Raw genomic sequence first — 23801 nt, 5'->3', positions numbered from 1 at the left:
CCTCCGTCACAGAAGGGGCGGGAAGGGGGCCAGGTCGTCGGATCGGTAGGCCAGGCGGTTGTCCACGTCGAGGACGCCCTCGATCCCGTGGACGGCCGCGACCAGGCGGGAGATCTGCGAGCGGAAGCCGACATGACCCGTCAGCGTGACCACACCCGCCTCGATGTCGACCGTCAGGTGCTCCCGGTCGACGTAGAGGCGGTCGCAGATCTCGGTGATCTCGCGGTCGATCTCCTCGGCGGGGCGGGTGAAGACCTTCAACAGATCGCTCTGGTGCACGGTTCCGACGAGACGTCCGGTGGCCGGCTCGATCACGGGAAGCTGCTTGATCCGGTAGCGGTGCATCAGCTGTGCCGCGTCCCGGACGGTGGTGTCCTTCGTGACCGTGATCGCTGGGGTGGTCATCACCTCTCGGGCTGTGATGCCTGCGGCTTTATGATGCTCCTGGCGTCTGCGATGGCTGTCGAAGACACTGCCCGCAGATGTGGAGTCGGTCTCCTTGAGCAGCAGGTCATCATCGGAGACCACGCCGATGGGGTGCCCATCGGCGTCGATGACGGTGAGCGCACCGACCTTGAAACGCCGCATGGCCTCGACGATCTCGGAGAAGGACGCCTCCGGCCGCACCGCGACCGCTCTGGTGCCCATGACATCTGAGATCTTCATGACTGACCTCCTCAAGGCTCCTCAAGGCTCCTCAATGGCCAGGATCTCGGAGCGGTCCCGCAGGTATCAGCGGCGAAAGTCCCTGATGCGGGGGACCTACGTCCGCTCTCGCCCCGGTGACGGGGCTCCGTCACGCCGGTGAGCCGGCGGCCAGGGAGAAGTAGGCCTCCTCCTCCTGGTCGAAATGGAGGATCAGGACGGCGTGCAGACCGTAGAGGCAGGCACGCAGGTCGTCAAGCTGTTCCAGGCGCAACCCCTCGGCCTCGGCGAGAGTGAGGTGATTCCCCAGGCGACGTACGAGACGTTCGATCTCGGCGTGCGCCCTGCTCATCGTCATCGTGACCTCGGGGCTGCCCAGCACCTGCCCCATGGCCGGATACAGTCGCTGTTCCTCGGCCCGTTCATGGGGCAGCAGGCGTTCGGTGAGGAAGCGATGAACCTCCCGCAGCCGGTCCAGGCCCGCCGCAGAGGGAATTTCGCCCAGTTCGTCGGCCGTTTCGCGGATCAGTTCCAGGGGCGGTCGCAGCGTGGAGTGCTCCGCCTCGAAGCGGCGGAGCAGGGTTTCGGTGGCAGAGGTGACCACCGCCCGGGTTCCCCGGGCGGGGCGCAACGCCCGTAGCGCGTTGACGATCACCGTGATGTCGATGGCCTCTTGCAGGAGGGCACCGGCCGCGGGCGGCAGTGCTCCGGCCGCAGCGGCCGCCATGGCCAGCAGTGACAGCGCCATCCCCGTGGCGGCGCTCTGCACGGCGATACGGCGGGAGCGGCGGGCGACGTCCATGGCGTCGGCGAGCCGGTCCAGGCGGTCGGTGGTGAGCACCACGTCGGCAGCCTGGGTGGAGGCGGCCGAACCCCGGGCGCCCATCGCCACCCCGACGTCGGCCGCCGCCAGGGCCGGGGCGTCGTTGATCCCGTCGCCCACCATCACGGTCACCGCCCTGGCCGCCTCCTGCCGTACCGCCCCGACTTTGGCGGCGGGGGTCTGTTCAGCCAGCACCTGGTCGACGCCCAGTACGATTCCCACGCTTTCGGCGACCTCGGCCCGGTCCCCAGTGAGCATGATCACTCGCCTGATCCCGGCGGTGCGCAGCCGTCGCAGGGTCCGTGCCGCGTCGGCCCGTATGGCGTCGCGGAGCAAGATTACTCCGGCGGCCTGGCCGTCCACCGTCACCCAGACGGTCATTGCGCCGTCCAGCGCGGCCCGCGCCCGCTGGGCCCGCTCCCACTCCGAACGGGAGGGGGCCGCGGCCTTGCCGACCTCTATCCGGTGCCCCTCCACCAGCCCCGTGGTTCCGGTACCCGCCTTCTCCCGGACCTCGGCCGGTTGCGGCAGTGCGGCCCGGTGCGCGCGGGCGGCCTCGACGATCGCGGCGGCGAGCACGTGGGAGGACATCTGGTCCACTGCGGCGGCCAGGAACAGTACGTCCTCGGCGCGGGCGCCAGGAGCGGCCACGACGTCGACCACCTGCGGCCGTCCGGCGGTCAGCGTGCCGGTTTTGTCCAGGATGAGGGTGCGGGCCTGGCCCAGCCTCTCCAAGGCTCCGCCCCCCTTCACCACCACCCCGTGTCGCGCCGTGCGAGACAGCCCGGAGGCGATGGCCGCGGGTGCGGCGAGCAACAGCGGGCAGGGGGTGGCGACGACCAGCACGGCGACGGCCCGCACCGGCTCGCCGGACAGCAACCAGGCGGCGGCCGCCAGCAGGAGCGTGGTCGGCAGGAACCAGGCGGCGAACCGGTCGGCGAGCCGTACGACGGGTGCGCTGTCGGTTTCAGTCTGCCGCGCCAGCCGGACCACTCCCGCATAGGTACTGTCCGCCGCGGTCCGGGTGGCCCGCAGGTCGAAGGCGGCACCGGCGTTCACCACGCCGCTGCGCACGCCTTCGCCCGCGGCGTGCTCCACCGGCATCGACTCCCCCGTCAGCGCCGACTCGTCCAGCAATGCGAGATCACCCGCCACCACCCCGTCGACGGGGACGATCTCTCCGCTGGGGACCAGCAGCAGGTCGCCAGGGCACACCTGTTCGACCGGCACGAGGCGAGGCACCCCGTCCTCGAAGCGCCGGGCCGAATGCGGCGCGCGTTCATACAGGGCATTCAGGTCACGCCTGGCCCGGTGCAGAGCGTAGTCCTCCAGCGCCCGGCCGGTCGCAAGCATCACGCCGATCAATGCGCCGGCAAGGTACTCCCGTACGGCGAGCGCTCCGGCCAAGGCGAGTACGGCGATGGCGTCCACGCCCAGCCGGCCGCTGCGCAACGCCGAGATCACCCATCCGGTCGCGGGCACCACGGCCGCGCCGATGACCACCGTCCACACGATGTCACCGGCCGCCTCCGCACCGGCCAGGCGCAGCATGAGTCCGGCCAGTAATCCGGTCGTGGTGACCAGGAGAAGGGCAATGGTGGCGAACCGTCTCATGTTCTCGGCCTCCCGCGGCGGGCTGAGTCGTCCCGGAAACGGAGGTCCGTTTTGATCACGGCCTCCGGCCCATGGACGGCTCGGCGGTCAGGATCGGACGACCGCCACCGGGCCGTGGGCGTGGTGCAGCACGCCCCGGCTGACGGAGCCCAGCAGCAGTGAGCCGACCGCGCCCATCCCCCGTGAGCCCACGACGACCAGGTCGGCTCTGGTGGAGGCGCTGGTGAGAGCGTCGACGGGGTGCGCGCTGTGGACGTCCTCCACCACTTCCACCTCGGGGAACTTCTCCTGCCAGGCGGCGAGCCGCTCCTTGACCACCCGGTGCTGTGCCTGGCGGATCTCGTCCATGTCGTAGGAGATCTCGGGCGCGAAGGCGTGCACCGGCAACTGCCAGGCGTGGACAGCGCGCAGGGCGCAGCCGCGCAGCCTGGCCTGCTCGAAGGCGTAGGCCAGAGCGGGCTCGCACCGCGGGGAGTCGTCGACGCCGACGACCACCTCGCGGTGCACCGTCTCCCCGCCGGGGCGGACGACGACCACCGGGCCGTGGGCGTGGCCGGCCACGTGCGTGCTCACCGATCCGAGCAGTGCTCCGGCGAAGCCGCCCAGGCCTCTGCTGCCGAGCACGATCGCCGCGGCGCCCGCGGCCTGTTCGCACAGGGTCCTGGTCAGGTTTCCCTCAATCAGTTCGGTGCTCACCTCGACGGACGGCTGACGCCTTCGCGCCGTCTGCTCGGCCTCGGCCAATACTTTCCGCCCGTTCATGACCATCGTGTCGGGCCGCTCGGGGGCGGCGAACCGGTGAATGTCATAGGGACCGCGCTCCACGACGTGCACGATCCGTAGCGGCGACCGCCTGCGGAAGGCGTCGTCGGCGGCCCATCTCACCGCTCTGTCCGCATCGGCCGAACCGTCCACCGCGACGACGATCGGCGAGGAACCCTCGTGCGTGTCCGGACCGACCGGCTGGCTGGTGTCGTTGGAGGACATGTTCTTCTCCCCAGGTAGGATTCCTGCCCGTTCAAGCATCGGACGCGGATATCGGGAAATCCCAGAGGCGCTGGACTACCTGCGCAGGGACTTTCGGCCTGTTTCTGAGTGGTGCTTGTAAGCGGGCTACCCGCTGTGTCCATGGATGGAGTGAGCAGGCTGCGGGTACGCGCTGCAAACGCGACGATTTCCTTATTGATCGTGCGGTTTGACGACGGCCACCGGGCATGAGGCTCGGTGGAGCAGCTCCTGGCTCACCGAGCCGAGAACCCGTGCCCGGACGCAGCCCAGTCCCCGGGACCCGACGACCAGGAGCCGTGCCTGACGGCTACGGGTCAGCAGGGCGGGAAGCGGCGATCCCCTGACCGTGCCGGCCGTGACGGTCACGCCGGAATGGTCGCCGGACAGCGAGGCCATGGTCTCGGCGAGCCAGCGCTCGACCTCCCATCCGGACCGTGGCGAGGTGCCCTTCCGCGCGTGGATTACGTGTACCGGCAGCCGGTGAACCCGGGCATGCCCCAGCGCGAACCTCAGCGCCGCCGCCGAGCAGGCGGATCCGTCAACCCCCACCACGACGTCCCCCGGAGACGGCGGTGATGCCGGATCGGCCCGCCGTACGGCCAGCACGGGGCAGAGCGTGTGGGCGGCGACGTGGGCGCTCACCGAGCCGAGCAGCAGTCCGGCGACCCCGCCGAGCCCCCGGCAACCGACGACCAGCATCTCCGCCGCCCGGCTGAGCGAGACCAGTTCCGGCCCCGGAGTCCCCCGGGCCAGAATCGACCGCACGGCCCGGCCGGGCAGCAGTTTCTCAGCCAGTTCCACTCCCTCGATCAGGGTCCGGCCCGCCAGCCTGCGCACCTGCCCGGTGATCGCCGCCTCGCGCTCGGCGTGGGGGCCGTCCCAGACGTGGCAGATGGTCAGCTCCGCCCGGCCTGTCCCGCACTCCCGCGCCGCCCATTCGACGGCGGTACGGCTCTGCGGTGATCCGTCGAAGGCGACGACGATCTCTCGCCTCATGAGCTCCCCTCCCTCCAGCGGCGACGTCACGCCGTTCGACGTTCAAGAGGAGAGTGACGGCTCCGCATCATTCCCCTGGGGCGTGGGGCATGACCGGGACCAGGCGGAACATCCCCGTCAGCAGCTCCGGAGTCTCCTGTGACCCGGCGAGACGGCCGGCCACGGCCCGCAGCACGTCGGTGGCCGTCACCATCCCCACCAGCTTGTTCGACTCCCCCAGGACCGGGAGCGCGTCGACACCCGCGCCGATCATGGCCTCCGCGGCGTCGGCCAGGCGCGCGTCGAGCGTGGTGTGCGGGCAGCGATGCTCGGCCAGCAGCGGGTGGACCCGCGCGCGTGACTGCTCGGCCGGGCCGCCGGACCAGCGGGCGGTGAGGTCCTCCCGGGTCAGCACGCCCCGCAGGCAACCGCGCCTGTCGACGACCGGCAGGTGGTGGACACCCGCGCGGCGCATGATCTCCCACGCCATCAGCGGGGACTCATCGGGCTCGACGGCGACCAGCGTCCGGCTCATCACCTGCGCAACCGTGAGCTCGCGTACGTCCATCATGCCTCCTCCCGGGCGGGCACGATCGCGACGGGGCAGCGGGCGTGGTGCAGGATCCCGTGGCTCACCGACCCCAGTACGGCCGAGCTGAGCCGGCCCAGTCCCCGCGAACCGACGACGACCAGGTCCGCGGCCTCCGATGCCTCGCAGACGACGGCGACGGGATGCCCGCAGACCACCGTCTCCTCGACTTCCACCTCCGGGTGCTTCTCCCGCCAGGGAGTGAGCGTGTCCGCCGCGATGCGCCGCCCGGCGGCGGAGATCTCCTCGAACAGCGGCGTGTAGACAGTGGCCCCCTGTCCCACCACGGGCATCTGCCAGGTGTGGATCGCGTGCAGCCGGGCACCGCGCCGGGCGGCCTCCTCGAAGGCGTACTCCAGGACCGCCGCCGAATGGGGCGAGGTGTCGAAGCCGACCACGACCTCGTTGTAGGTCCGCTCCTGTGCCCCTCTGACGACCACGACCGGCGCGGCCACGCGCCCGGCCAGGGCGAGGGAGACCGAGCCGAGCAGCAGCCCGGTGAACCCGCCGCGGCCCCGGCTGCCCAGCACGACCTGCTCGGCGTCCTGGGCCTCACGCCGGAGGATCTCGACCGGGCGGCCCGTCTCCAGCACGGTATCGCCCTCGATCCCCGGGGCGCGCTCGCGCGCCAGGCGGGCCGCGTTCTCCAGCACGCCCTGGCAGGACTCGGTCACCGAGTCGCGGAAGCCCGGCGGGGTCTGGAGCGGGATGTCGTAGATCCACGGCTCGCACACCTGGACGATCCGCAGGGCACATCCGCGCCGCACGGCGTCGTCGGTGGCCCATTCGACCGCGGCCTGCGAGGAAGGTGAGCCGTCCACGCCCACCACTACATGCGCTGTCATGTCGTCCTCCTCTGGCTTCCCCTTCCATTTCCATCCGACCTTCTCCCGGCGTTTTCCACAGCGGTCGAAGGACCCGGCCGTCAGGGACTTCCGACCCCTGTCACCGGACTTCGTCCGTAGTGGAATGAAGGACATGGGAAACGCCTCCCTGCGAAGGCGGACCGGCACACGGCGGCGCTCTTGGCCTGCTGAGCGCTGTTCCCCTGTGATAGGAAGCGAGCGATACCGAAAGGCCCGCACGCTGTCCGGTTGAGGGTAGGCGGCATCCGACAGCCCCAACCCATGATCGTTGTTTGTTTCCCGTCAGGAGATTCCGATGACCGAACGTGTGACGGCCCCCGGCGACCTGGCCCGTCGGCTGGCCTTGCGGCGCAAGGAGCTGGGCCTCAGCCGCGAGCAGCTGGCAGGCCAGGCCGGGATCGATCCCGGATACCTCGGCTACCTGGAGGAGACAGCCGCCTCCCCGACTCTCGACACCGTGCGTAAACTGGCCGCCGCCTTGAATACCGGTGTCGAGGAACTGCTCGGCGGGACGATGGACCTGCCGCCCGGGCGCGGCCATCCCGCCCCTCATCCTCGTCTGGAGAGGCTGGAGGCCGAGGAGTGCCTGCGGCTGATCGCTCCCGGCGGCGTCGGCAGAGTGGCCTTCAACGAGCCCGGAGGACCGGCGATTCTGCCGGTCAACTACGTGCTACGCAACAACTCAGTGATCGTCCGCACCGCCGTCGGCGGCCCGCTCGACGACAACCTGCGCACCGGTGTCCAGGGGACCGAGTTCAAGATCGCATTCGAGGTCGACCGCATCGACGACGCCGCCCGCGAGGGCTGGAGCGTGCTCATCCGGGGCGGCGCCCACCACGTCTCCGCCGATGAGCAGGCCGCGGCCGCCGCCTCAGGAGTCCAACCCTGGGCGGGCGGCGAGCGGGAGCTGTACCTCAGCATCGTCCCGGCAGAGATCACCGGCCGCCGCATCCGGCACGTTTCATGATCCTCGAAGAGGTGTACGCCGGAGCGGTCACCGGGTCGGCATCATTGCCACCGGGCCCCAAGAAACCCGCCACGCGCCCCGGGCAGGCTGATTCGATTCATCTGACGACCGCGACGGGGCAGTGAGCATGGTGGAGCACCCCGCGGCTGACGGAGCCCAGAAGGACCGATCCGACGGCGCCGAGGCCGCGGGACCCCATGACGAGCAGGTCGGCTCGTGCCGAGGCGGCCACGAGAGCCGGTACCGGGTGCGCGCATGTCACCTCTTGTACGACATCGACCGTGGGGAACGCCTCTCTCCACTCGACCAGCCGATCCGCGGCCATCCGGCGTTGTCCCTCCCGAATCTCGTCCATGTCGCGGGCGCCCTCAGGCGTGACCCCGTGAACCGGTGCCTGCCAGGCGTAGACCGCCCGCAACGGGCATCCGCGCAGTCCGGCCTGTTCGAAGGCAAAGCCCAGGGCGGGCTCGCATTCGGCGGAACCGTCGATGCCCACGACCACTTCACCGCGTGTCTGTCCGCCACCCGGCCGGACGATCACCACGGCACCGGGCACGTGACCCGCCACACGGATGGGGACCGAACCGAGGAGTGATCCGGCGAAACCCCCCAGGCCACGACTGCCGATCACCAACTCGACGGCTGCTCCGGCCTGCTCGCGCAGGACCTCGACCGGCGGCCCTTCGATCAACTCGGTGGTCACGCAGACCTCCGGCCCGCGTTCGGCGGAGGCCGTGAGCGCCTCGGCGAGCACCTGCTCACCCAGGCGCGACAAGTGGTCGGGCCGACCCGGTGCGGGAAGTTCGGCGACGTCGTGCGGCCAGCGGTCCACGGCGTGAACGATCCGCAAGGGCAAGCCCCTGCGGACGGCGTCATCGACCGCCCAGGCCAGGGCTGCGGTCGCGGCGGCCGAGCCGTCCGTTCCGACGGCGATCGATTCAGTCATGACTTCCCCCGCCGCCCATCGGAGCACGGCACGGGCGGTTTCCCCCGGGTGGAGCAGCGCCGCCTGGTCTCGATGGACGACCCTCACCTGGCGGCTCTGACCATGACGGTCGTCGCGGAGAACTGGAGCGGGCCGTTGGAGATCCGCTCGGTGCTTGACGGGCGCGTCACCAACGCCGGCGTCGCCCGCTACCGCGGGCTGGCCGACCGGCACCTGGTGCCGATCTGTGGGCACGCCGCCCACGGCGTGATCGAACTGCTGGCACGCACCGCCACCTCCCGTGTGGAGATCGCGCTCGCCGCTCGCACCACGCTGGCCGGCGGGCCCTGCCGTACCGGCGTGGAGGAGGGCTGGGTGAGCGACGAGCGGACCGTCGAGGTGAAAGCGGGCGAGGCGGTCACCGTGGAGAAGGTCGTCGCCCTGTACACCTCCCGGGACCGGGCCATCACCGAGAGCGAGGCCGCGGCCAGAGCCGCGGTCGTGCGCGCGGGCGGCTTCTCGTCCCTGCTCAAGCGGCACGCCCGAGCCTGGGACCGGCTGTGGCAGCGGGCGCACGTCACCGCCGAGGACGTCGAGGCGCAGCAGATCCTCAACCTGTGCCTCTTCCACCTGCTGCAGACGGCCTCCCCGCACCTCGCGGAACTCGATGAGAAATACACAGACATCCGGCGGCTGGATCGCATTCTGGAGGCCGAAGGGGACACCCCGAACCGGTACAAGGTCTCCAAGCAGGCCGACGTGCTCATGCTGTTGCACCTGCTGGGACAGGAAGGGGTCGGCGAGATCCTGACCGGCCTCGGCTACGAGTGGAACGCCGAGATGGCGGCTCGGACGGTGGACTACTACCTGGCCCGCACCTGCCACGGCTCCACGCTGAGCGCGGTCGTCCACGCCGGGGTGCTGGCACGCCTGCGCCCCGGCGCCTCCCACCCCTTCTTGGTGGAGGCGCTGAACAACGACGGGAAAGATCTCCAGGGAGGCACCACCGCCGAGGGGATCCATCTCGGCGCGATGGCCGGGGTCGTCTGCCTGTTCGAGGCACAGGCTCGACCGTGATCACCGGCCGGTGCGGCCGGGCAGCGGACCTTGGTGGCTGAACCGGGAGGCCCGGCGCTGCATGTGATGGACATGGTCGCGGCGGCGGACAGTGGGCGGCCTGTCGACAGGGCCTGCGAAGAACACCTTCTTGGCGGACTCGACCAGGATCAGGTAGGCGATGAGCATTCCGGTCAGGGTGAGGAAGAACACGGGCGGCAGTGTGGTGAATCCCAGCGCGTGCGACAGCGGCGATGACGGCAGCGCGATCCCGACGGCGACGACACCGAGGACGGCGGCCAGCAGCGGGACGCTGGGCCGGCTGCGCAAGAACGGGATCCGCCGGGTACGGATCGCGAAGATGATCAGAGTCTGGGTCGCGAGGGACTCCACGAACCAGCCGGAGCGGAACAGTTCGGGGCCGGCGTGGAAAACGCCGAGCATGATCGCGAAGGTGAGGAAGTCGAACAGGGAGCTGATCGGGCCGAAGAAGAACATGAACCGCCGGATGAAGCCGATGTCCCAGTGCGAGGGGGCGTGGAGCTGTTCGGGATCGACGTGGTCGGTGGGGATGCTGAGCTGGCTGGTGTCATAGAGCAGGTTGTTCAGCAGGATCTGGCCCGGAAGCATCGGCAGGAAGCTCAGCACCGCTGAGGCGGAGGCGGCGCTGAACATGTTGCCGAAGTTACTCGAGGTGCCCATCAGGACGTACTTGATGGTGTTGGCGAAGATGCGCCGGCCCTCGGCGACCCCGTCGGCCAGGACCCCGAGATCCTTTTCCAGCAGGACGACGTCGGCGGCGTCCTTGGCGACGTCGGTGGCGGTGTCCACCGAGATCCCGACGTCGGCGGCGTGCAGCGCGAGCGCGTCGTTGACCCCGTCGCCGAGGAATCCCACGTCACGTCCGCGGCGGCGCAGCAGCCGGATCAGCCGCGCTTTCTGTTCCGGAGAGACCCGGGCGAAGATCGTGGTGGTCTCGGCGACGGCGGCGAGGGCGTCGTCGTCCAGTGCGGCGATGTCGGTGCCGGTCATGGTGCCACCCGAGGTCAGGCCGAGGTCGGCGCAGACTTTCTCCGCGACCAGCGGGTTGTCTCCGGTGGCGACCTTCACGGTGATGCCGAGCGCGGCGAGGCGGCGCAGTGAGGCGGCGGCGGCTTCCTTGGGCCGATCGAGAAACACCAGGAACCCAGCCAGGATCAGGTCGCGTTCGTCGGCCGGCGTCGGGACGGTCAGACCGGCAACGGGCCGGGTGGCGACGGCCACGACCCGGCTGCCGGCGGCGAACTGAGCCCGCAGCGTGTCAGCAGCTCCGGCCGGCAGGTCCGGACAGCGGCTCAGGACGGCCTCGGGCGCGCCTTTGGTGATCAGCACCCGGGTGCCGTCCGGACCGCGGAGCACGGCGGTGGTCATTCGGCGTTCATGATCGAACGGCAGCAGCCCGAGCCGCGTGTAGCCGCCGGCCAGGTGCACCGGAGCACCTGGCGCCTGCCACAGCGCCGCATCCAGCGAATTTCCTCCCACCGCGACCGAGCCGCCGGCCGGCAGGTCGGCCTCTGTCGCAGAGGCGGCCTCGGCCGGCAGATCGGACTCGGTCGCCAGCAGACCAAGAAGCAGCACCCGGTCGTCGGTGGCTCCGTCCGGGCCCAGGGCGGCGACGAAAGCGATCCGGCCCTCGGTCAGGGTACCGGTCTTGTCGGTGACCAGGACGTCCATGTCGCCGAGGTCCTCGATGCAGACCAGCCGTTTGACCAGCACCTTGCATCGGGCGAGCCGCCGAGAACCGGCCGCCAGGCTGGTGCTGACCACCGCGGGCAGCAGCTGTGGGGTGATGCCTACCGCGATCGCCAGGGAGAACAGCAATGACTCGATCAGCGGGCGCTGCAGCACCAGGTTCGTCACCAGGATCAGTGAGGTCAGCGTGATCGCGACCTGCAGCAGTAGCACCGAGAAATGCCGCAACCCGGCCTGGAAAGCGGTCTCCGGTTGCCGCTGCCCCAGGCCGAGCGCGATGCGGCCGAAGGCCGCGCGTCCACCGGTCGCGACCACCACGCCGGTACCGCCACCCGCCCGCACGACCGTGCCCATCAGGGCGCAGCAGCGCAGCTCGGCCAGCACCGTGCCGGACGGGACGGGCGCGACCATCTTGTCCACCGGCAGCGACTCACCGGTCAGCACGCTCTCGTCGCATTCCAGACCGGTCGTGGTCAGCAGCCGCAGATCCGCCGGGACGATCCCGCCCAGCGTCAGCCGTACCACGTCGCCGGGCACCAGCACGGTGACGTCAACCTCGACGAGCCGGCCATCGCGCACCGCCACGGCGGTATGCCTGACCTGGGAATGCAGCGCCTGAGCCGCCCGTTCGGCCCGATACTCGTTGACGAAGCCCAACCCCACACTGGCCGCCAGGATCACCCCGATGATCACCGCGTTGGTGCTGTCCCCGACAAAGAACGAAACGACCGCTGTTACCACCAGCAGCACCAGCACCGCATTGCGCAGCTGCCGCCCCAGCACCCGCAACGCCCGAGCGTGGTGGACGCGCACCGCGTTCGGACCACAGATCGCCCGGCGCCGCGCGGCCTCGGCACCGGACAACCCCGCCTCGGTGACGCCCAGCCGGTCGAGCACCTGTACGGCGGGCAGCGCGGCCGCCTCACCGGCGGACAGACCCATCAGGTGTGCCGCACCCGACGGTATGTGCACGGCGGTCCCCATACTCCCCAGCAGAGCACCGCCAGGCGGGATGGCTCTCCGGCCGAAAGGCACCAGCTGGAGGGACCTTCGGCACCCGCGCCCCTTAGAGCCGACAGTCCCTGCCCGCAAGGGCACTTGGACTCTAAGGGTCGCCTCGGCGATGAGCGAGGCTGGACCGTATGAGACGGACCGTTCCCGATGAGTGCGACGTCCTGCTGCGTGAGGGCGGCATCGCCCGCATTCGGCCGCTGCGGCCGGACGACCGCGCGCGGTTGCACGAGCTGGTCGACAGGTCTTCTGAGCGCTCGGCCTATCTGCGTTTCTTCACCGGCGGCACGGCGACCGCCCACGCCTATATGGACCGCATCACAGCGCCGGGCTACCCGGGCCGCGCGTTGGTGGCTCTGTCACAGGGCCGACTGGTGGCGGTCGCGGAGTACATTCCCGGCGATGCGGGCGACGCCGAGATCGCGATCTTGATCGATGACGGGATGCACCACCACGGTCTGGGCACCTTGCTGGTGGAACACCTGGCGTTGAACGCCGCCGACGAGGGCGTGCGTGAGCTGGTCGCCGACGTGCTCGCCGAGAACCGGCCCATGCTCCGGGTGCTGGACGACATCGGGCTGAACGTCACCCGCGCGTTCAACGACGGATCGGTTGAGGTCCGGATAGATCCGCGACCCACCTCGGGCATGTTGGAGCGGATCGAGGCACGCGCGCATCAGGCGGCGTCGACCTCCCTGAGGCGGCTGTTCTGCCCGGAGTCAGTCGCGGTGATCGGCGCCGGCCGCACCCCGGGCGGAGTCGGCCACCACATTCTGCGGAACCTCCTTCAGGGAGGTTTCCCCGGCCCCGTCTACCCGATCAACCCATACGCCAGGCAACTGTGCGGCCTGCCCGTCTACGCGAATGTGGGCAGCGTGCCGGGCCCGATCGATCTGGCGGTCATCGCGACCCCGGCCTGCACCGTGCTGGAAGTCGCCCGCGACTGCGCCGGCCACGGCGTGCGGAACCTCGTCGTCGTCACGGCGGGATTCGCCGAGGCCGGAGAGAAGGGCATGGAAGCTGAACTGCTGAGGATCTGCCGTGAGGCCGGCATCCGGCTGGTCGGTCCCAACTGTCTCGGCATCGTCAACACCGCAGCCCGGCTCAACGCTGGCTTCCTGCCTCACCCGCCCGCCCCGGGGCATCTGGCCCTGATGTCACAGTCCGGCGCGGTCGCCGTCGCCCTGATCGACCGCGCGGCCCGTCTGGAGGTCGGCATCTCCTCCTTCGCCTCGGTCGGCAACAAGGCCGATGTCAGCGGTAACGACCTGCTGGAGTACTGGGAGGACGACCCGGCGACCGACGTGATCGCGCTGTATCTGGAGTCGTTCGGCAACCCTCGTAGATTCGGCCGCATCGCACGGCGAGTGAGCAGGCACAAACCGATCATCGCGGTCAAGAGCGGCCGCGGCGGCTCAGGCGAGCGGGCGGTCCGCTCCCACACCGCAGCCGCCGCCACCCCGGACGTGGTCGTCGACACCCTGCTGAAAGCCTCAGGCGTCATCCGCGTAGACACCGTCCAGGACATGCTCGACACTGCGCGCCTCCTGGCCACCCAACCGCTGCCGCAGGGCAGGCGGGTGGCCATCGTCGGCAACTCCGGCGGACCGCAGGCCCTTGCCGCCGACGCCTGCGAGCAGCGCAATCTGCTGGTCCCCGAGCTGGCGGCGGTCACCCGCGGGCGGCTGCGTTCCCGGCTGCCGGTCGCGGCAGCCGTGGCCAACCCCGTCGACCTCACCGCCGACGGCAGCGCGCAGGAGCTGGCGTTCGCCATCGAGGCCGTCCTGGCCGATCCGGGCATCGACATCGTCATGGTCGTATATACCCCGCCGTTCGGCTCCGGCCTGGGCAGAACCCGCCAGGCCATCGCCCGCGCGGCCACGTCGGCAGGCAAGACCGTGGCCGCGTGCATCAGCGGGCATGACGGCCTGCTGGACGGGCGTGTGCCCTGCTACGCCTTCCCCGAGCAGGCGGTGCAGGCGCTGCACCACGCGGTGGACTACGCGTCCTGGCGCGCCGCACCGCAAGTCCCGCCCGCCGAGCCGCGCCCGGCCGACACCGTCACCGCATGCGGCATCGTCGAGGCGGACCTGACGCGCCACCCCGGCGGCCGGTGGCTCGACTATGGCACCGCCGCCCGCCTGCTCGGCTGCTACGGCATCCAGACGGCCGAGTCGATCGAGGCCGACGGACCGGACAGCGCCGCGGCGGCGGCCGTCATGATCGGGCTGCCGGTGGTGCTCAAGGCCACCGGTCCGGACCTGGTGCACAAGAGTGACGTCGGTGGCGTTCGCGTCGGTCTCGGCACGCCGGACGAGGTCGGCCGCGCCTACAGGGAGATGGCCAGCTCGATCGGACCGGCCATGACCGGCGCGGTCGTCCAGCCGGTGATCGAGGCGGGTGTTGAGATCATCATCGGTGGCGTCGCGCACGAGGCCTTCGGGCCCTTACTCATGGTCGGCATGGGCGGCGTCACCGCAGAGCTTCTGGCCGACCATTCCTTCCGGGTGCCGCCACTCGGCGACCAGGACACGGCGGCGATGATCGCCGAGCTCCGCTGCGCTCCCCTGCTCACCGGTTATCGCGGACGCCCGTGTGTCGACGTGGCCGCGTTACGGAAGCAGATCGCTGGCGTCGGGAGGCTCTTGGAGGATCTCCCGGAGGTGGTCGAGCTCGACCTGAATCCGGTGATCGTCACCCCGGCCGGCGCGGTGGCCGTGGACGTGCGAGTACGGCTCGCTCCCGCAGCCCCGCCGCCCTCGCTCTTCCGCCGGCGGCTCCGATGAACGAGCCGGCCCATCGCACTTGTGGGCCCGTCTGGAGGCAAAGGTGCCTGTCAACGTCAAGGACGTCATGACCCAGCGGGTGATCTCGGTAGGTGAGGACACCTGCTTCAAGGACATCGCCGAGCTGCTCGTCACCCACGCGGTCAGCGCCGTACCGGTCGTGGACGGTGACGACCACGTGACCGGCATCGTCTCCGAAGCCGATCTCCTGCACAAGGAAGAGGACAGAGAGCGGGTTTACGGTGAGAGCTGTCCGCCGCCGCAGGCCCGGCCGGACCAGGGGCCGCATGCGGACAAGGCCAGAGGCAAGGTCGCCCGGGAGCTGATGACCGCCCCCGCAGTCACCGTCTCGATGGATGCGTCGGTGGCGACCGCCGGCCGCCTGATGGAGCACCACGGCGTCAAACGGCTGCCGGTGCTGGACGACCACAGCCATCTGGTGGGCATCGTCAGCCGCCATGACCTGCTGAAGGTGTTCGCCCGCTCTGACCGGGACATCGAACGTGAGGTCCGCGTGGAGGTTCTGGTGACGTCGGCATGCCGCCGGGCGAATGCCCAGACCGGAGCATCAGTCGCTGATCTTGCCCGGTGCCGGCGCTGAAGGCTTTGGCCCCTGCCTCCGACATCCCAGGAGAGCTAGCGTCCAGCGGTTTCGGGCGCGCCGACGACATCTTTGCACGCCGAAAGACCGCACAACTTGGGACCTTCGGTCCTGCCGAGTCCGGTTGCGGTAGGCAAGCCTCAGATGGAGGAGGTGCGTCATGCCCAGCCCAGCCGAGGGACGCCTTGAAACCCGGCGGCTCATCGCCACCGCAGGTGCCGCTCCGTCGATGCACAACACCCAGCCCTGGCGCTTCAGCGTGTACGGGGACGAGACCGTGCGACTGCGGGCAGATCTGGACCGCAGGCTGACGGTGGCCGATCCACGCGATCGTTGCCTGCACATCAGCTGCGGCGCCGCCTTGCTGAACCTGCGGCTGGCACTGCGCGTGGCCGGCTATGACCCTGTGACCTGGCTACTGCCGCGGACCGAGGAGTCGGAGATGAAGGTACCGCTGCTCGCCGTCGTGCGCCCGGCCCGATCGATCCCGCCCTCCGGCGAGGAGCGAAGGCTCTACGACGCCATCGCGGCACGGCACACCAACCGCCGACCGTTCTCTGGATGCATCGTCCCTCGTCCGATCATGCACGAGCTGGTCCGGGCCGCACGTTCCGAAGGCACGGACCTGATCATCGTGGACACCCGGATCAGCGACACGTTCCTGCAGCAGATCGGCATGGCCGACACTCGGCTCCACGCTGACGGCGACTACCGCGCGGAGCTCGCTCGCTGGACCACCGACGTCCCGCGGACGGACGGTATCCCGCCGGATCATCTCGGCCCCGGAGGAGGCACCGGGACACTTAACCGCGATTTCGGTCAGCTACCGGCAAGTGACACCCGGTGGGAGACACGTCCGCAGCTCGCCGTCCTCACCACCTGGGATGATCACCCGCTCGACTGGCTGCGAGCCGGACAAGCGTTGCAACGGGTGCTGTTGGTCGCGACCCTCTATGGTGTATCCGCCTCGTTCCTCAACCAGCCACTGGACCTGCGGGACATGCGCGGCCGGACAGATCCGCGGCACCACCGCGCCCACCCACAGATGATCATCCGCTTCGGTTATGGCCCGGCTGTGCTCGGCACCCCACGCCGTCCCGTTTCGGACATCCTCGAAACAGCCTGAAGGAAACCAGCCGTTTCCAGCTGTTTCACAACGGCGGCCGAAAGTCCTGTTCTTCAGGGACCTCCGACCGCTGCGCCCGCCCCTGCTCGGTGATGGCATCAAGGTAAGGAAACTCCGAAGGGCAGGGAGGAAACATGAGTACGCCGATGCGCCGGGAGCAGCGGGGCCTCGTCCCCGATCTGTTCGATTTGCTGGAGATTCCCTTCGCCGCCCTGCGGCCGCCCATGACCCAGCCCATCAAATTCGAGGACTATGTCAAGGAAGGCCGCTACGTACTACGCGCCGAACTGCCGGGAATCGACCCCGAAAAAGATGTCGAGATAACTCTGTCCAACGGCGTCCTGACCGTCCGCGCCGAGCGGCATGACGAACGCAAGGACCAGCACCGGACGGAGTTCCGCTACGGCTCCTTCACTCGTTCCGTCACGCTACCCGTCGGCGTGGACGACAACGACATCAGGGCGACCTACGACAAGGGCATCCTGGAGGTCAGCGTCAAACTCGCCGACGCCGAGCAGGAGGGGAAACGCATCCCGATCGAGTCCAAGCCGCAGCCGGATACCTGACGGGTCGCGCGGGCCCGCTTGAGGTGAAGCGGGCCCGCATGGCCTCACGGCTGGAGAAGGCGCGCGTTACCGGCGGGGACGTGACGATCACCGAGGTAGCGACCAGGACACCCTGGGGGCCGGGCTCGGGAAGGGCACGGTGATCGCGATGGGTCTGCGCAGCCGTCTGAAGGCGTTTTGCTGCCGGCATCGTCGACGACACTCCCGTAATCCTTCTCACGAGATCAGGCGATGATCAGAGGGGGTCCATCGCCTGACCCGCGCCCGCAAACCGCTCCTCAGTGAGGTGATCTCAGCGACTTTTAGGGGTCGGCCAGGACGGGCAGGCCGCGGGCGCAGGCGGGATACAGGGCCGGCAGGGCGTGGGCGCAGGCGGCGGTGATGTCGTGGATCGATCCGGGCTCGACGTCGGAGACCCACAACGGCATGCCGTCGGGGGCGAACAGCGCTTGGGTGTTGCCGCCGTGGTGATGAGCCTTCCGGAGTACCGCAGGTCGAGGCTTTCGCCTTTGACGCTGGTGGTCTTCTCGCGGCATCGGTCAGCCCTGGACTGTGGGATCCGCGCGGGCCTGCGGTTTCAACCGCGTAACCCGTCGGTCATCGGCCGGCACGCCGCCCTCGTTGTGAAAGCACCTGCAGAACGATGCTCATCCGATGGAAACGGCCCTCGGGGGGAGTCGAGCCGGAGGCGACAAAAGAGTTAACGCGATAGGTCGATACCGCTTTTACTGAAATTGCTCTATATGATGATCGATACGACGCGGTTATGGTAGAGACGGAGGAATGGGCCCGATGTGGTAGGGGCGCATCATCTCGTTGTCCTCATGCTCGACGATATGGCAGTGCCAGACGTATTGGCCGGGCAGGTCGAATTTCGCCTTCACCCGTGTGATCTCTCCAGGGTAGGCGATTACGGTGTCCTTGAAGCCTCGCTCCCATGGCTCCGGCGGTCGCGGATCACCGTCGATCGGCTGCCGGTCGACGACCTGGAACTGCACTTCATGGATATGGATCGGATGCGCGTCCGCCGTGAAGTTGTACATCTCCCAGACTTCGATGGAGTTCAGTGCGGGATTCTCGGTGATCTTGTCGTCCCACCGCAACGGGACGGCCGCGCCGTTCTGCACTGTGCCGAGCAGCGTTATAACCGGGCCCACACCCGGCAGGACGGCCGAATCCTGCTCATTGAGGGAAACCTGCCGGCGGTTGGTCTCCGCACCGAGCGGGGCGGCCGCCGGCAGCTTCAACCGATCCGGTGGAGTGCTGGTGTCACGCGAGGTGAGCGGCACGACCTTGAACTTCATGACCTGGCCGGTGGTGGCGGGATCGGCGAAGGTCCCCGGCTGGCCGTTGAAGGGCTCGTCCGGCCCCTCGTTGATCAGATAGATCTCCGTGCCCACGGGCAGGCCGGTGAAATCCACGATCACGTCAGCCCGTTCGGCCGGCGACATCAGCAGATTGTCGAGTGATACCGGTGCGGGCAGGAAGCCGCCTTCCGCGCCGATCACCCAGAGAGGCAACACCGCTGGAGCGGGACGCGGCGCCAGCGGGTCGGACACCAGCTTGAAGATCAGGAAGCGGCTGTTGCATCCGTTGAGGATGCGGAAGCGGTACCGTCGTGGCTCCACCCCGAGTGCCGGCCAGGTCTTCCCGTTGACGACGATCGTGTTGGCGAAGAACTCCGGGTTCCAGATCGGCGGCACGTCGCTGTCCGGCGCGTACGGGCCGGTGAACCCATCGAAAAAGGCCCGGCTGTTGGGGTAGAACAGGGAACCGTCGTTGTTGAACGAGCGGTCCTGGACGGCCAGCGGGATCTCGTAGTAGCGCTTGCCCGGTCGGTCGCCGACCTGCGGCGCGGGGCCGGGCAAGTAACCTTGCGGCAGGTCGTTGGGGCCGCCGCGGAGCAGATAGAAGCCGGCCGGCCCGGCGTAGACGTTGGCCCTGGTCATGCCAAGAGTGTGGTCGTGGTACCACTGCGTGTTGGCCGGTTGGTCGTTGCCGTATTCGAAGACCACCTCACCGGTGTCCCAGTCGTGGCCCAGCGGTGACTTCTCCTTGAAGAACTTGAAGAAAGAGCCCTCGCGTGCGTATCCCTTTGGGATGTTGGAGGCGTCCGGCAGGTACCACGCCTCGGCGTATCCATCGCTGTAGTCGAAGGTGTGGTTGCCGTGGACGTGGGTGACGAGCGGCACCGGTCCGCGGTAGGGGGTCTGATCGGTGCTGTTCGAGTCGCGGTGCTGCTTGCCGCCCGGGGGGTTGGCCCAGTGCAAGGTCTGGTCGATCGGCAGGAGGTGCGGCAGGAAGCAGCCGTGCTGGTCGACGAGATCGTTGATCCATTTGACTCGGATCGGTCGCCGATAGCGAGCTTCTATGGTGAACGCCGGATAGTTGAACGACTTCGGCTGGTCGACCGATCCGTAGCTCCACACCGTCGTCGCCGGTAGGCCCGGAGGCAGGATCTGCTGCCTGAACTGGCGCACGGCAATCTCGTAGTAGTCGAGCTTGCGTTTTGTCTTGGACGGCGGCATCGCCGGCGGGATCACCAGCGGTGTAACGTACTTTCTGATGGCGGTCGGGTCGACCGTTCGTCCCGGCAGGGATCGCGCGAAGGATGTTTCGGCGAACCGGGTCGGAGCCAGCATGGAGGCTCCGGCAATCGCGCCGATCTGCAGGAATCGTCGCCGTACAAGCTCAGGCATATGTCTTCCGAACTCCTATCGAAGATGGCAATGAAATTGGCAATTTCAGCCATAGGCTACAAATGTGGATATTTCTTTATTTTGCAAGGCAGACGCGCGCCCACCCCTGCCTCTTCTGTGCGAGATAAACCATATTGAGCGGCCACCGTCCGGTTGGCGAGACTCATCTCATTGCTTGGTAAACGGTCGGCCATTAACCGCATGCCGGGCTGCCGATTCTGAAATATGCCAATAATTCAACGCGCCGATGCCCACGATTTTTCCGGCGTTCCTGGTGACTTCTTGAATGACACGAAAGCGGCCCGGCGCGGCCGGTGACCCGATGCGGTGTCGCTCGGCTCAGGGCTTCCGCTTGGCCGACTCCGCGGCGAGCAGGGCCGCGCCGAGCTGCACGGCGACCAGCGAGCGGAGCGGGATCGGGGTGGGCGTCGCGTCGGCTTCGGCCCCGGTGAACCAGTCGTCGAAGCGTGCTCCGAACCGGGCCCGTTCGGCCCGGATGGCGGGCGTCTGGTTGCCCGCGCCGAGCTCGGCGTCCAGCATGCGCAGGCAGGTCCCGCAGTACCTCAGCCGCATGAGGTGCGCGGTCTGCCGGTTGCCGACCGCGCCAGTTCGGCGATCAGGGCGCGTTGCGCGGCGAGGCCGTCCTGGATCACGTCGCCGTACTGCTGGTCGGTGGGGGTCTGGTCGGCGACGCGGGAGTCGGCCCAGTAGGGCAGTTCGGTGACCAGGTGCAGGGCGCCGAAGCGGTCGGCGTAGTCGACGCTGGCGCCGCCGATGCCGTAGGTGGCGGCGATCTGGGCGCCCCTCGGGGTCATGTAGGCGGCGGGGCCGATCGGCACGGCGCTCGGCACCTCCGGCGGCCCCATGTGCAGGGGCAGGCCCTCGGCGGTCGCGATGGCGGCCAGGCGGGCGGCGAGCGCGGGGTCGTGCTTGCTGAGGTAGTAGAACGCGCCCTGGAGCTCGCCGTTGTGCAGGGAGTAGACGAAGGCGGGCTTGACCTCGTCCATCAGCCGCATCAGCGCCTCGGTCTCCGGCAGGGTGCGGTCGAAGAAGTAGTCCTCGCCGGTCAGCGGGAAGGTCCATTCGACCTGGTCGACTTCGGCGGGGCGGTAGAAGTGCTCGGCGTAGGCGCGGCGGTCGCTCGGCCGGGTGTACCAGCCCTCGTTGAGCCGGGCGCCGTCGGGATCGACGCACGGGATGAGGTGCCAGCGGAAGCCGAAGTCCTCGCGCAGCGCGGCGTCCTCGACGAGCTGCCGCAGCAGCGCGCTGACGGTGAGCGCGCCGATGGGCTCGTTGGGATGGGGGCCGCCGATGATCACGGCGTCATGGGGGCCCGCGCCGATGGTCGCCACGCGCAGCGGCTCGCCCAGACGTGAGGTGCCGATGCGGCGCAGCCGTACCAGGTCGGGGTGGGCGGCGGCGAGGTCGTCGAGCTCGGCGTGCATCTGGTCCACGATCGACACCCGCACCCGCACCATGCTGCTGCGCGCGCTGCGCCGCCTGGGCGAACGCGGCTTCGCTCTACTCACGCAACGCTGGCGCACCCTGCAGCACATCACCGCCAGCCCGAGCAAAATCGATGACATCACCCGCGCCGCACTTGTCCTCACCCATTTCGAGCACAGCAGACTCATTTAAAAGTCGCTGAGATCACCTCAATGGAGCCCTTCCGGGGCGCACGACGGCGACGGGGCAGTGGGCACGATGCAGAAGACCGTGGCTGACCGAGCCCAGCAGGGCCGAGCCGAGGGTGCCGAGGCCGCGTGAGCCGACCACGACCAGATCAGCGGCACGTGAGGCGTCGGTGAGGGCGGGTACCGGGTGGCCGCACAGGATCGACTCCTTCACCGAGACATCCGGGTGCTTGTCGCGCCAGAGGACCAGACGCTGGCGGGCCATGCGGGATTCGCTTTCGAACGTCTCCTGCAGCAGATCGGCGTAGGTGACGGCGCGGGAGGCGAACGCCGGGGTCTGCCAGGCGTGAACGACGTGGAGTCGCGCGGCGCGCAGCCGGGCCTGCTCGAAGGCGTACTCCAGGGCGGCCTCACCGTGAACGGATCCGTCGTAGCCGACGGCGATCTCACCGTGAACGCTCTGGGCGGCCTGCCGCACGATGACCACGGGGCCGGCCGCGTGCCCGGCGACTCCCATGCCGACCGATCCGAGGACCAGGCCGGCGAAACCGCCCGATCCACGGCTGCCGAGCACGAGCGTGTCGGCGGTCTCGGATTCGCTTTTCAGCCGCTCGACCACCGCGCCGATCACCTGGTCGGTGGTCACCTCGATCTCCGGCGCTCGCTCGCGGGCCCGAGCGGCCGCCGCGGCGAGCACTTCGTCGCAGTGCTCTCTCAACGCGTCGCTCAGGCCGGGGGCGGTGTGGAAGGGGAAGTCGCCTGCCCACGGTTCACGCACGCACACGATCTTCAAGGTGGCGCCCTTTCGCGCGGCGTCATCGGCTGCCCACTCCAGCGCCGCCGTCGCGGTCGCGGAACCATCGACACCGACGACGATCTGCCCACTCATGGTCATCTCCTTGTCGGGAGCTCCGTGTCTTCCATCTCCATCTCACTGTTGGAGGCCGTCACGCGCAGCGGGCGAACGTCCCCCGCTTTCAGGACTTCCGTCCCGCCCAGGGCCGGCTCCGGCAGACCATCGGGCCATCCCTGAACAACACCAGCGGGAGTCAGGGAATCTCGACGCGCCCGACGATCTACCAACGCGGGAAGCTCTCGGGAAGTCTCTCCGCTTGCCTGTACGGCCCCGCGTCGGGCGGGGACGCGAGACCGACGGCGTACGGGGCGTCCGCCCCGTTTCCGCGGCCATCGAGAGAGTCCTTCCTTGATCAGACGTGTTCGGCTACCACCGCGGCGGGCGCCACGATCAGCGGGCAGGCGGCGTGGTGCAGCAGTGCGTGACTGACCGAGCCCAGCAGCAGCCCGGCGAAGTCTCCGCGTCCACGTGACCCCACGACCAGCAGGTCGGCGTGCGCCGAGGCGTTCTTCAGAACCTCCACCGGATGCCCGTGCTCCGCCTGCTCGATGAGCTTGACATCCGGATAGCGCTCACTCCAGCCCGCCAGCGCCTCGGCCAGCAGACGCCGCTCACCTTCGGCGGTCTCTTCTTCCTCCATAGCAGACAGAGCGAACGTCCCGCAGCCGACGGGCCAGTTCCAGGCGTGAATCGCCCGCAGACCGGCACCACGCAGGGACGCCTCGGCGAAGGCGAACTCGATGGCGCCCCTGCCGTCCGGAGAGCCGTCGACCCCGACGACCACCTCACCGCGTGCCTGCGCGGGCGGATTCCGTATGACGGCGATCGGGCAAGCGGTATGTCCTACCACGCCGAACGCCACCAAGCCGAGCAGCATGCCCTGGAATCCTCCCAGCCCGCTGCTGCCGACCACCAGCAGCTCCGCTTCCTTCGCGGCCTCGATCAGGACGAGGCGTGGGTCACCGGCCAGCAGCGACGACTCCGTCTTCACACGAGGATCTTCTTGACGTGCGCGTTCCAGTGCCGCCGTCAGCATGGACGCGGCCGCATCACGCATCCGCCGGTCCGTATCGGCGTGTGCCGCGTCTTTCGCTGTCGTCAAGGGTAGGGCGGGGACGGCGTGCACGATGCGCAGCGCGGCACCACGCACGCCGGCCTCTCCCACCGCCCAGCTCACGGCCTTGAGAGCGGCCTGCGAGCCGTCGACTCCTACTATGATCATGGCGACCTCCCGATGCTCATGGCAGCATCACACCGCCGGGCGGCAGGAGGTGCCACCGGCGTAGGTCCCCTTCTCGTGGGACCTACGGTCATCCCGTGAAG

General features: G+C 69.1%; 21 protein-coding genes. 7 read left to right on the top strand and 14 right to left on the bottom strand.

What is annotated here, in order from left to right:
• Positions 1-6: 6 nt before the first annotated feature.
• The 6 genes from J2S55_RS37655 to J2S55_RS37630 form a co-directional block, all read right to left on the bottom strand.
• The gene (locus J2S55_RS37655) at positions 7-666 is read right to left on the bottom strand and encodes a CBS domain-containing protein (protein WP_306871017.1); all 660 of its coding nucleotides are present in this window, start codon (positions 664-666) and stop codon (positions 7-9) included.
• 130 nt (positions 667-796) lie between these two features.
• On the bottom strand, positions 797-3082 hold the full coding sequence (locus J2S55_RS37650; protein ID WP_306871014.1) for a heavy metal translocating P-type ATPase: 2286 nt from the start codon (positions 3080-3082) through the stop codon (positions 797-799).
• A gap of 87 nt (positions 3083-3169) precedes the next feature.
• A complete protein-coding gene (locus J2S55_RS37645; protein WP_306871012.1) occupies positions 3170-4069 on the bottom strand; it encodes a universal stress protein in 900 nt (299 codons plus the stop codon).
• A gap of 192 nt (positions 4070-4261) precedes the next feature.
• Positions 4262-5086 (bottom strand): universal stress protein, encoded by an 825-nt coding sequence (locus tag J2S55_RS37640; protein ID WP_306871010.1) that lies wholly within the window; start codon positions 5084-5086, stop codon positions 4262-4264.
• Between the two features lie 67 nt (positions 5087-5153).
• Positions 5154-5636, bottom strand: coding sequence for a CBS domain-containing protein (locus J2S55_RS37635; RefSeq protein WP_306871007.1), 483 nt, complete (start codon positions 5634-5636; stop codon positions 5154-5156).
• The gene (locus J2S55_RS37630) at positions 5633-6499 is read right to left on the bottom strand and encodes a universal stress protein (RefSeq protein WP_306871004.1); all 867 of its coding nucleotides are present in this window, start codon (positions 6497-6499) and stop codon (positions 5633-5635) included. The genes J2S55_RS37635 and J2S55_RS37630 overlap by 4 nt, the downstream gene beginning before the upstream one ends.
• 316 nt (positions 6500-6815) lie before the next feature.
• On the opposite strand from J2S55_RS37630, the gene J2S55_RS37625 reads away from it, so the two are divergent.
• Positions 6816-7487, top strand: coding sequence for a pyridoxamine 5'-phosphate oxidase family protein (locus tag J2S55_RS37625; RefSeq protein ID WP_306871002.1), 672 nt, complete (start codon positions 6816-6818; stop codon positions 7485-7487).
• Positions 7488-7584: 97 nt separating this feature from the next.
• On the opposite strand, the gene J2S55_RS37620 is transcribed toward J2S55_RS37625, so the two are convergent.
• Entirely contained in the window at positions 7585-8433 is an 849-nt protein-coding gene (locus J2S55_RS37620) for a universal stress protein (RefSeq protein ID WP_306871000.1), read from the bottom strand.
• 48 nt (positions 8434-8481) lie between these two features.
• On the opposite strand from J2S55_RS37620, the gene J2S55_RS37615 reads away from it, so the two are divergent.
• The gene (locus J2S55_RS37615; RefSeq protein ID WP_306870997.1) at positions 8482-9489 is read left to right on the top strand and encodes a glycoside hydrolase family 65 protein; all 1008 of its coding nucleotides are present in this window, start codon (positions 8482-8484) and stop codon (positions 9487-9489) included.
• Here J2S55_RS37615 and mgtA read toward each other — a convergent pair whose 3' ends face one another.
• Entirely contained in the window at positions 9490-12171 is a 2682-nt protein-coding gene (gene mgtA / locus J2S55_RS37610) for a magnesium-translocating P-type ATPase (protein ID WP_306870994.1), read from the bottom strand. It lies immediately after the preceding gene.
• A gap of 170 nt (positions 12172-12341) precedes the next feature.
• Between mgtA and J2S55_RS37605 the strand changes: the two genes are divergently transcribed.
• The 4 genes from J2S55_RS37605 (at position 12342) to J2S55_RS37590 (ending at position 17289) form a co-directional block, all read left to right on the top strand.
• Complete coding sequence (locus J2S55_RS37605; RefSeq protein ID WP_306870991.1) at positions 12342-14996, top strand: bifunctional acetate--CoA ligase family protein/GNAT family N-acetyltransferase; 2655 nt, start codon at positions 12342-12344, stop codon at positions 14994-14996.
• 43 nt (positions 14997-15039) lie between these two features.
• A complete protein-coding gene (locus J2S55_RS37600) occupies positions 15040-15597 on the top strand; it encodes a CBS domain-containing protein (RefSeq protein ID WP_306870989.1) in 558 nt (185 codons plus the stop codon).
• A gap of 160 nt (positions 15598-15757) precedes the next feature.
• Positions 15758-16723 carry an Acg family FMN-binding oxidoreductase gene (locus tag J2S55_RS37595; protein WP_306870987.1) on the top strand — a complete coding sequence of 322 codons (966 nt, stop codon included), beginning with the start codon at positions 15758-15760 and terminating at the stop codon, positions 16721-16723.
• Between the two features lie 134 nt (positions 16724-16857).
• Positions 16858-17289, top strand: a complete 432-nt coding sequence (locus J2S55_RS37590) for an Hsp20/alpha crystallin family protein (RefSeq protein WP_306870983.1) — start codon at positions 16858-16860, stop codon at positions 17287-17289.
• Between the two features lie 302 nt (positions 17290-17591).
• On the opposite strand, the gene J2S55_RS48445 is transcribed toward J2S55_RS37590, so the two are convergent.
• The 4 genes from J2S55_RS48445 to J2S55_RS37570 all read right to left on the bottom strand — a co-directional run bounded on the left by J2S55_RS48445 (position 17592) and on the right by J2S55_RS37570 (position 21457).
• On the bottom strand, positions 17592-17717 hold the full coding sequence (locus J2S55_RS48445; RefSeq protein ID WP_370879734.1) for a hypothetical protein: 126 nt from the start codon (positions 17715-17717) through the stop codon (positions 17592-17594).
• A 336-nt stretch (positions 17718-18053) separates the two neighbouring features.
• Positions 18054-19988, bottom strand: coding sequence for a multicopper oxidase family protein (locus J2S55_RS37580; RefSeq protein ID WP_306870980.1), 1935 nt, complete (start codon positions 19986-19988; stop codon positions 18054-18056).
• Between the two features lie 339 nt (positions 19989-20327).
• Positions 20328-20561 (bottom strand): hypothetical protein, encoded by a 234-nt coding sequence (locus J2S55_RS37575; protein WP_306870979.1) that lies wholly within the window; start codon positions 20559-20561, stop codon positions 20328-20330.
• A complete protein-coding gene (locus J2S55_RS37570; protein ID WP_306870978.1) occupies positions 20552-21457 on the bottom strand; it encodes a M14 family zinc carboxypeptidase in 906 nt (301 codons plus the stop codon). The genes J2S55_RS37575 and J2S55_RS37570 overlap by 10 nt, the downstream gene beginning before the upstream one ends.
• 7 nt (positions 21458-21464) lie before the next feature.
• On the opposite strand from J2S55_RS37570, the gene J2S55_RS37565 reads away from it, so the two are divergent.
• Positions 21465-21626, top strand: a complete 162-nt coding sequence (locus J2S55_RS37565) for a hypothetical protein (protein ID WP_306870976.1) — start codon at positions 21465-21467, stop codon at positions 21624-21626.
• A gap of 12 nt (positions 21627-21638) precedes the next feature.
• Here J2S55_RS37565 and J2S55_RS37560 read toward each other — a convergent pair whose 3' ends face one another.
• Together J2S55_RS37560 and J2S55_RS37555 are read right to left on the bottom strand one after the other, a co-directional pair.
• Positions 21639-22511, bottom strand: a complete 873-nt coding sequence (locus J2S55_RS37560) for a universal stress protein (protein ID WP_306870973.1) — start codon at positions 22509-22511, stop codon at positions 21639-21641.
• A gap of 319 nt (positions 22512-22830) precedes the next feature.
• Complete coding sequence (locus tag J2S55_RS37555; RefSeq protein WP_306870970.1) at positions 22831-23700, bottom strand: universal stress protein; 870 nt, start codon at positions 23698-23700, stop codon at positions 22831-22833.
• Positions 23701-23801: the final 101 nt, after the last annotated feature.

It is taken from the genome of Streptosporangium brasiliense, from assembly GCF_030811595.1.
Classification (GTDB): Bacteria; Actinomycetota; Actinomycetes; order Streptosporangiales; family Streptosporangiaceae; genus Streptosporangium; species Streptosporangium brasiliense.
This window is presented reverse-complemented; position numbering and strand designations above follow the sequence as displayed.

Coding starts and splice junctions, on each gene's coding strand:
- J2S55_RS37645 (WP_306871012.1), bottom strand. CDS start 4,069: ATGTCCTCCAACGACACCAGCCAGCCGGTCGGTCCGGACACGCACGAG.
- J2S55_RS37620 (WP_306871000.1), bottom strand. CDS start 8,433: ATGACTGAATCGATCGCCGTCGGAACGGACGGCTCGGCCGCCGCGACC.
- J2S55_RS37555 (WP_306870970.1), bottom strand. CDS start 23,700: ATGATCATAGTAGGAGTCGACGGCTCGCAGGCCGCTCTCAAGGCCGTG.
- J2S55_RS37580 (WP_306870980.1), bottom strand. CDS start 19,988: ATGCCTGAGCTTGTACGGCGACGATTCCTGCAGATCGGCGCGATTGCC.
- J2S55_RS37565 (WP_306870976.1), top strand. CDS start 21,465: ATGCTGCTGCGCGCGCTGCGCCGCCTGGGCGAACGCGGCTTCGCTCTA.
- J2S55_RS37640 (WP_306871010.1), bottom strand. CDS start 5,086: ATGAGGCGAGAGATCGTCGTCGCCTTCGACGGATCACCGCAGAGCCGT.
- J2S55_RS37655 (WP_306871017.1), bottom strand. CDS start 666: ATGAAGATCTCAGATGTCATGGGCACCAGAGCGGTCGCGGTGCGGCCG.
- J2S55_RS37650 (WP_306871014.1), bottom strand. CDS start 3,082: ATGAGACGGTTCGCCACCATTGCCCTTCTCCTGGTCACCACGACCGGA.
- J2S55_RS37630 (WP_306871004.1), bottom strand. CDS start 6,499: ATGACAGCGCATGTAGTGGTGGGCGTGGACGGCTCACCTTCCTCGCAG.
- J2S55_RS37595 (WP_306870987.1), top strand. CDS start 15,758: ATGCCCAGCCCAGCCGAGGGACGCCTTGAAACCCGGCGGCTCATCGCC.
- J2S55_RS37575 (WP_306870979.1), bottom strand. CDS start 20,561: ATGCGGCTGAGGTACTGCGGGACCTGCCTGCGCATGCTGGACGCCGAG.
- J2S55_RS37560 (WP_306870973.1), bottom strand. CDS start 22,511: ATGAGTGGGCAGATCGTCGTCGGTGTCGATGGTTCCGCGACCGCGACG.
- J2S55_RS37590 (WP_306870983.1), top strand. CDS start 16,858: ATGAGTACGCCGATGCGCCGGGAGCAGCGGGGCCTCGTCCCCGATCTG.
- J2S55_RS37635 (WP_306871007.1), bottom strand. CDS start 5,636: ATGATGGACGTACGCGAGCTCACGGTTGCGCAGGTGATGAGCCGGACG.
- J2S55_RS37625 (WP_306871002.1), top strand. CDS start 6,816: ATGACCGAACGTGTGACGGCCCCCGGCGACCTGGCCCGTCGGCTGGCC.
- J2S55_RS48445 (WP_370879734.1), bottom strand. CDS start 17,717: ATGCCGTTGTGGGTCTCCGACGTCGAGCCCGGATCGATCCACGACATC.
- J2S55_RS37605 (WP_306870991.1), top strand. CDS start 12,342: ATGAGACGGACCGTTCCCGATGAGTGCGACGTCCTGCTGCGTGAGGGC.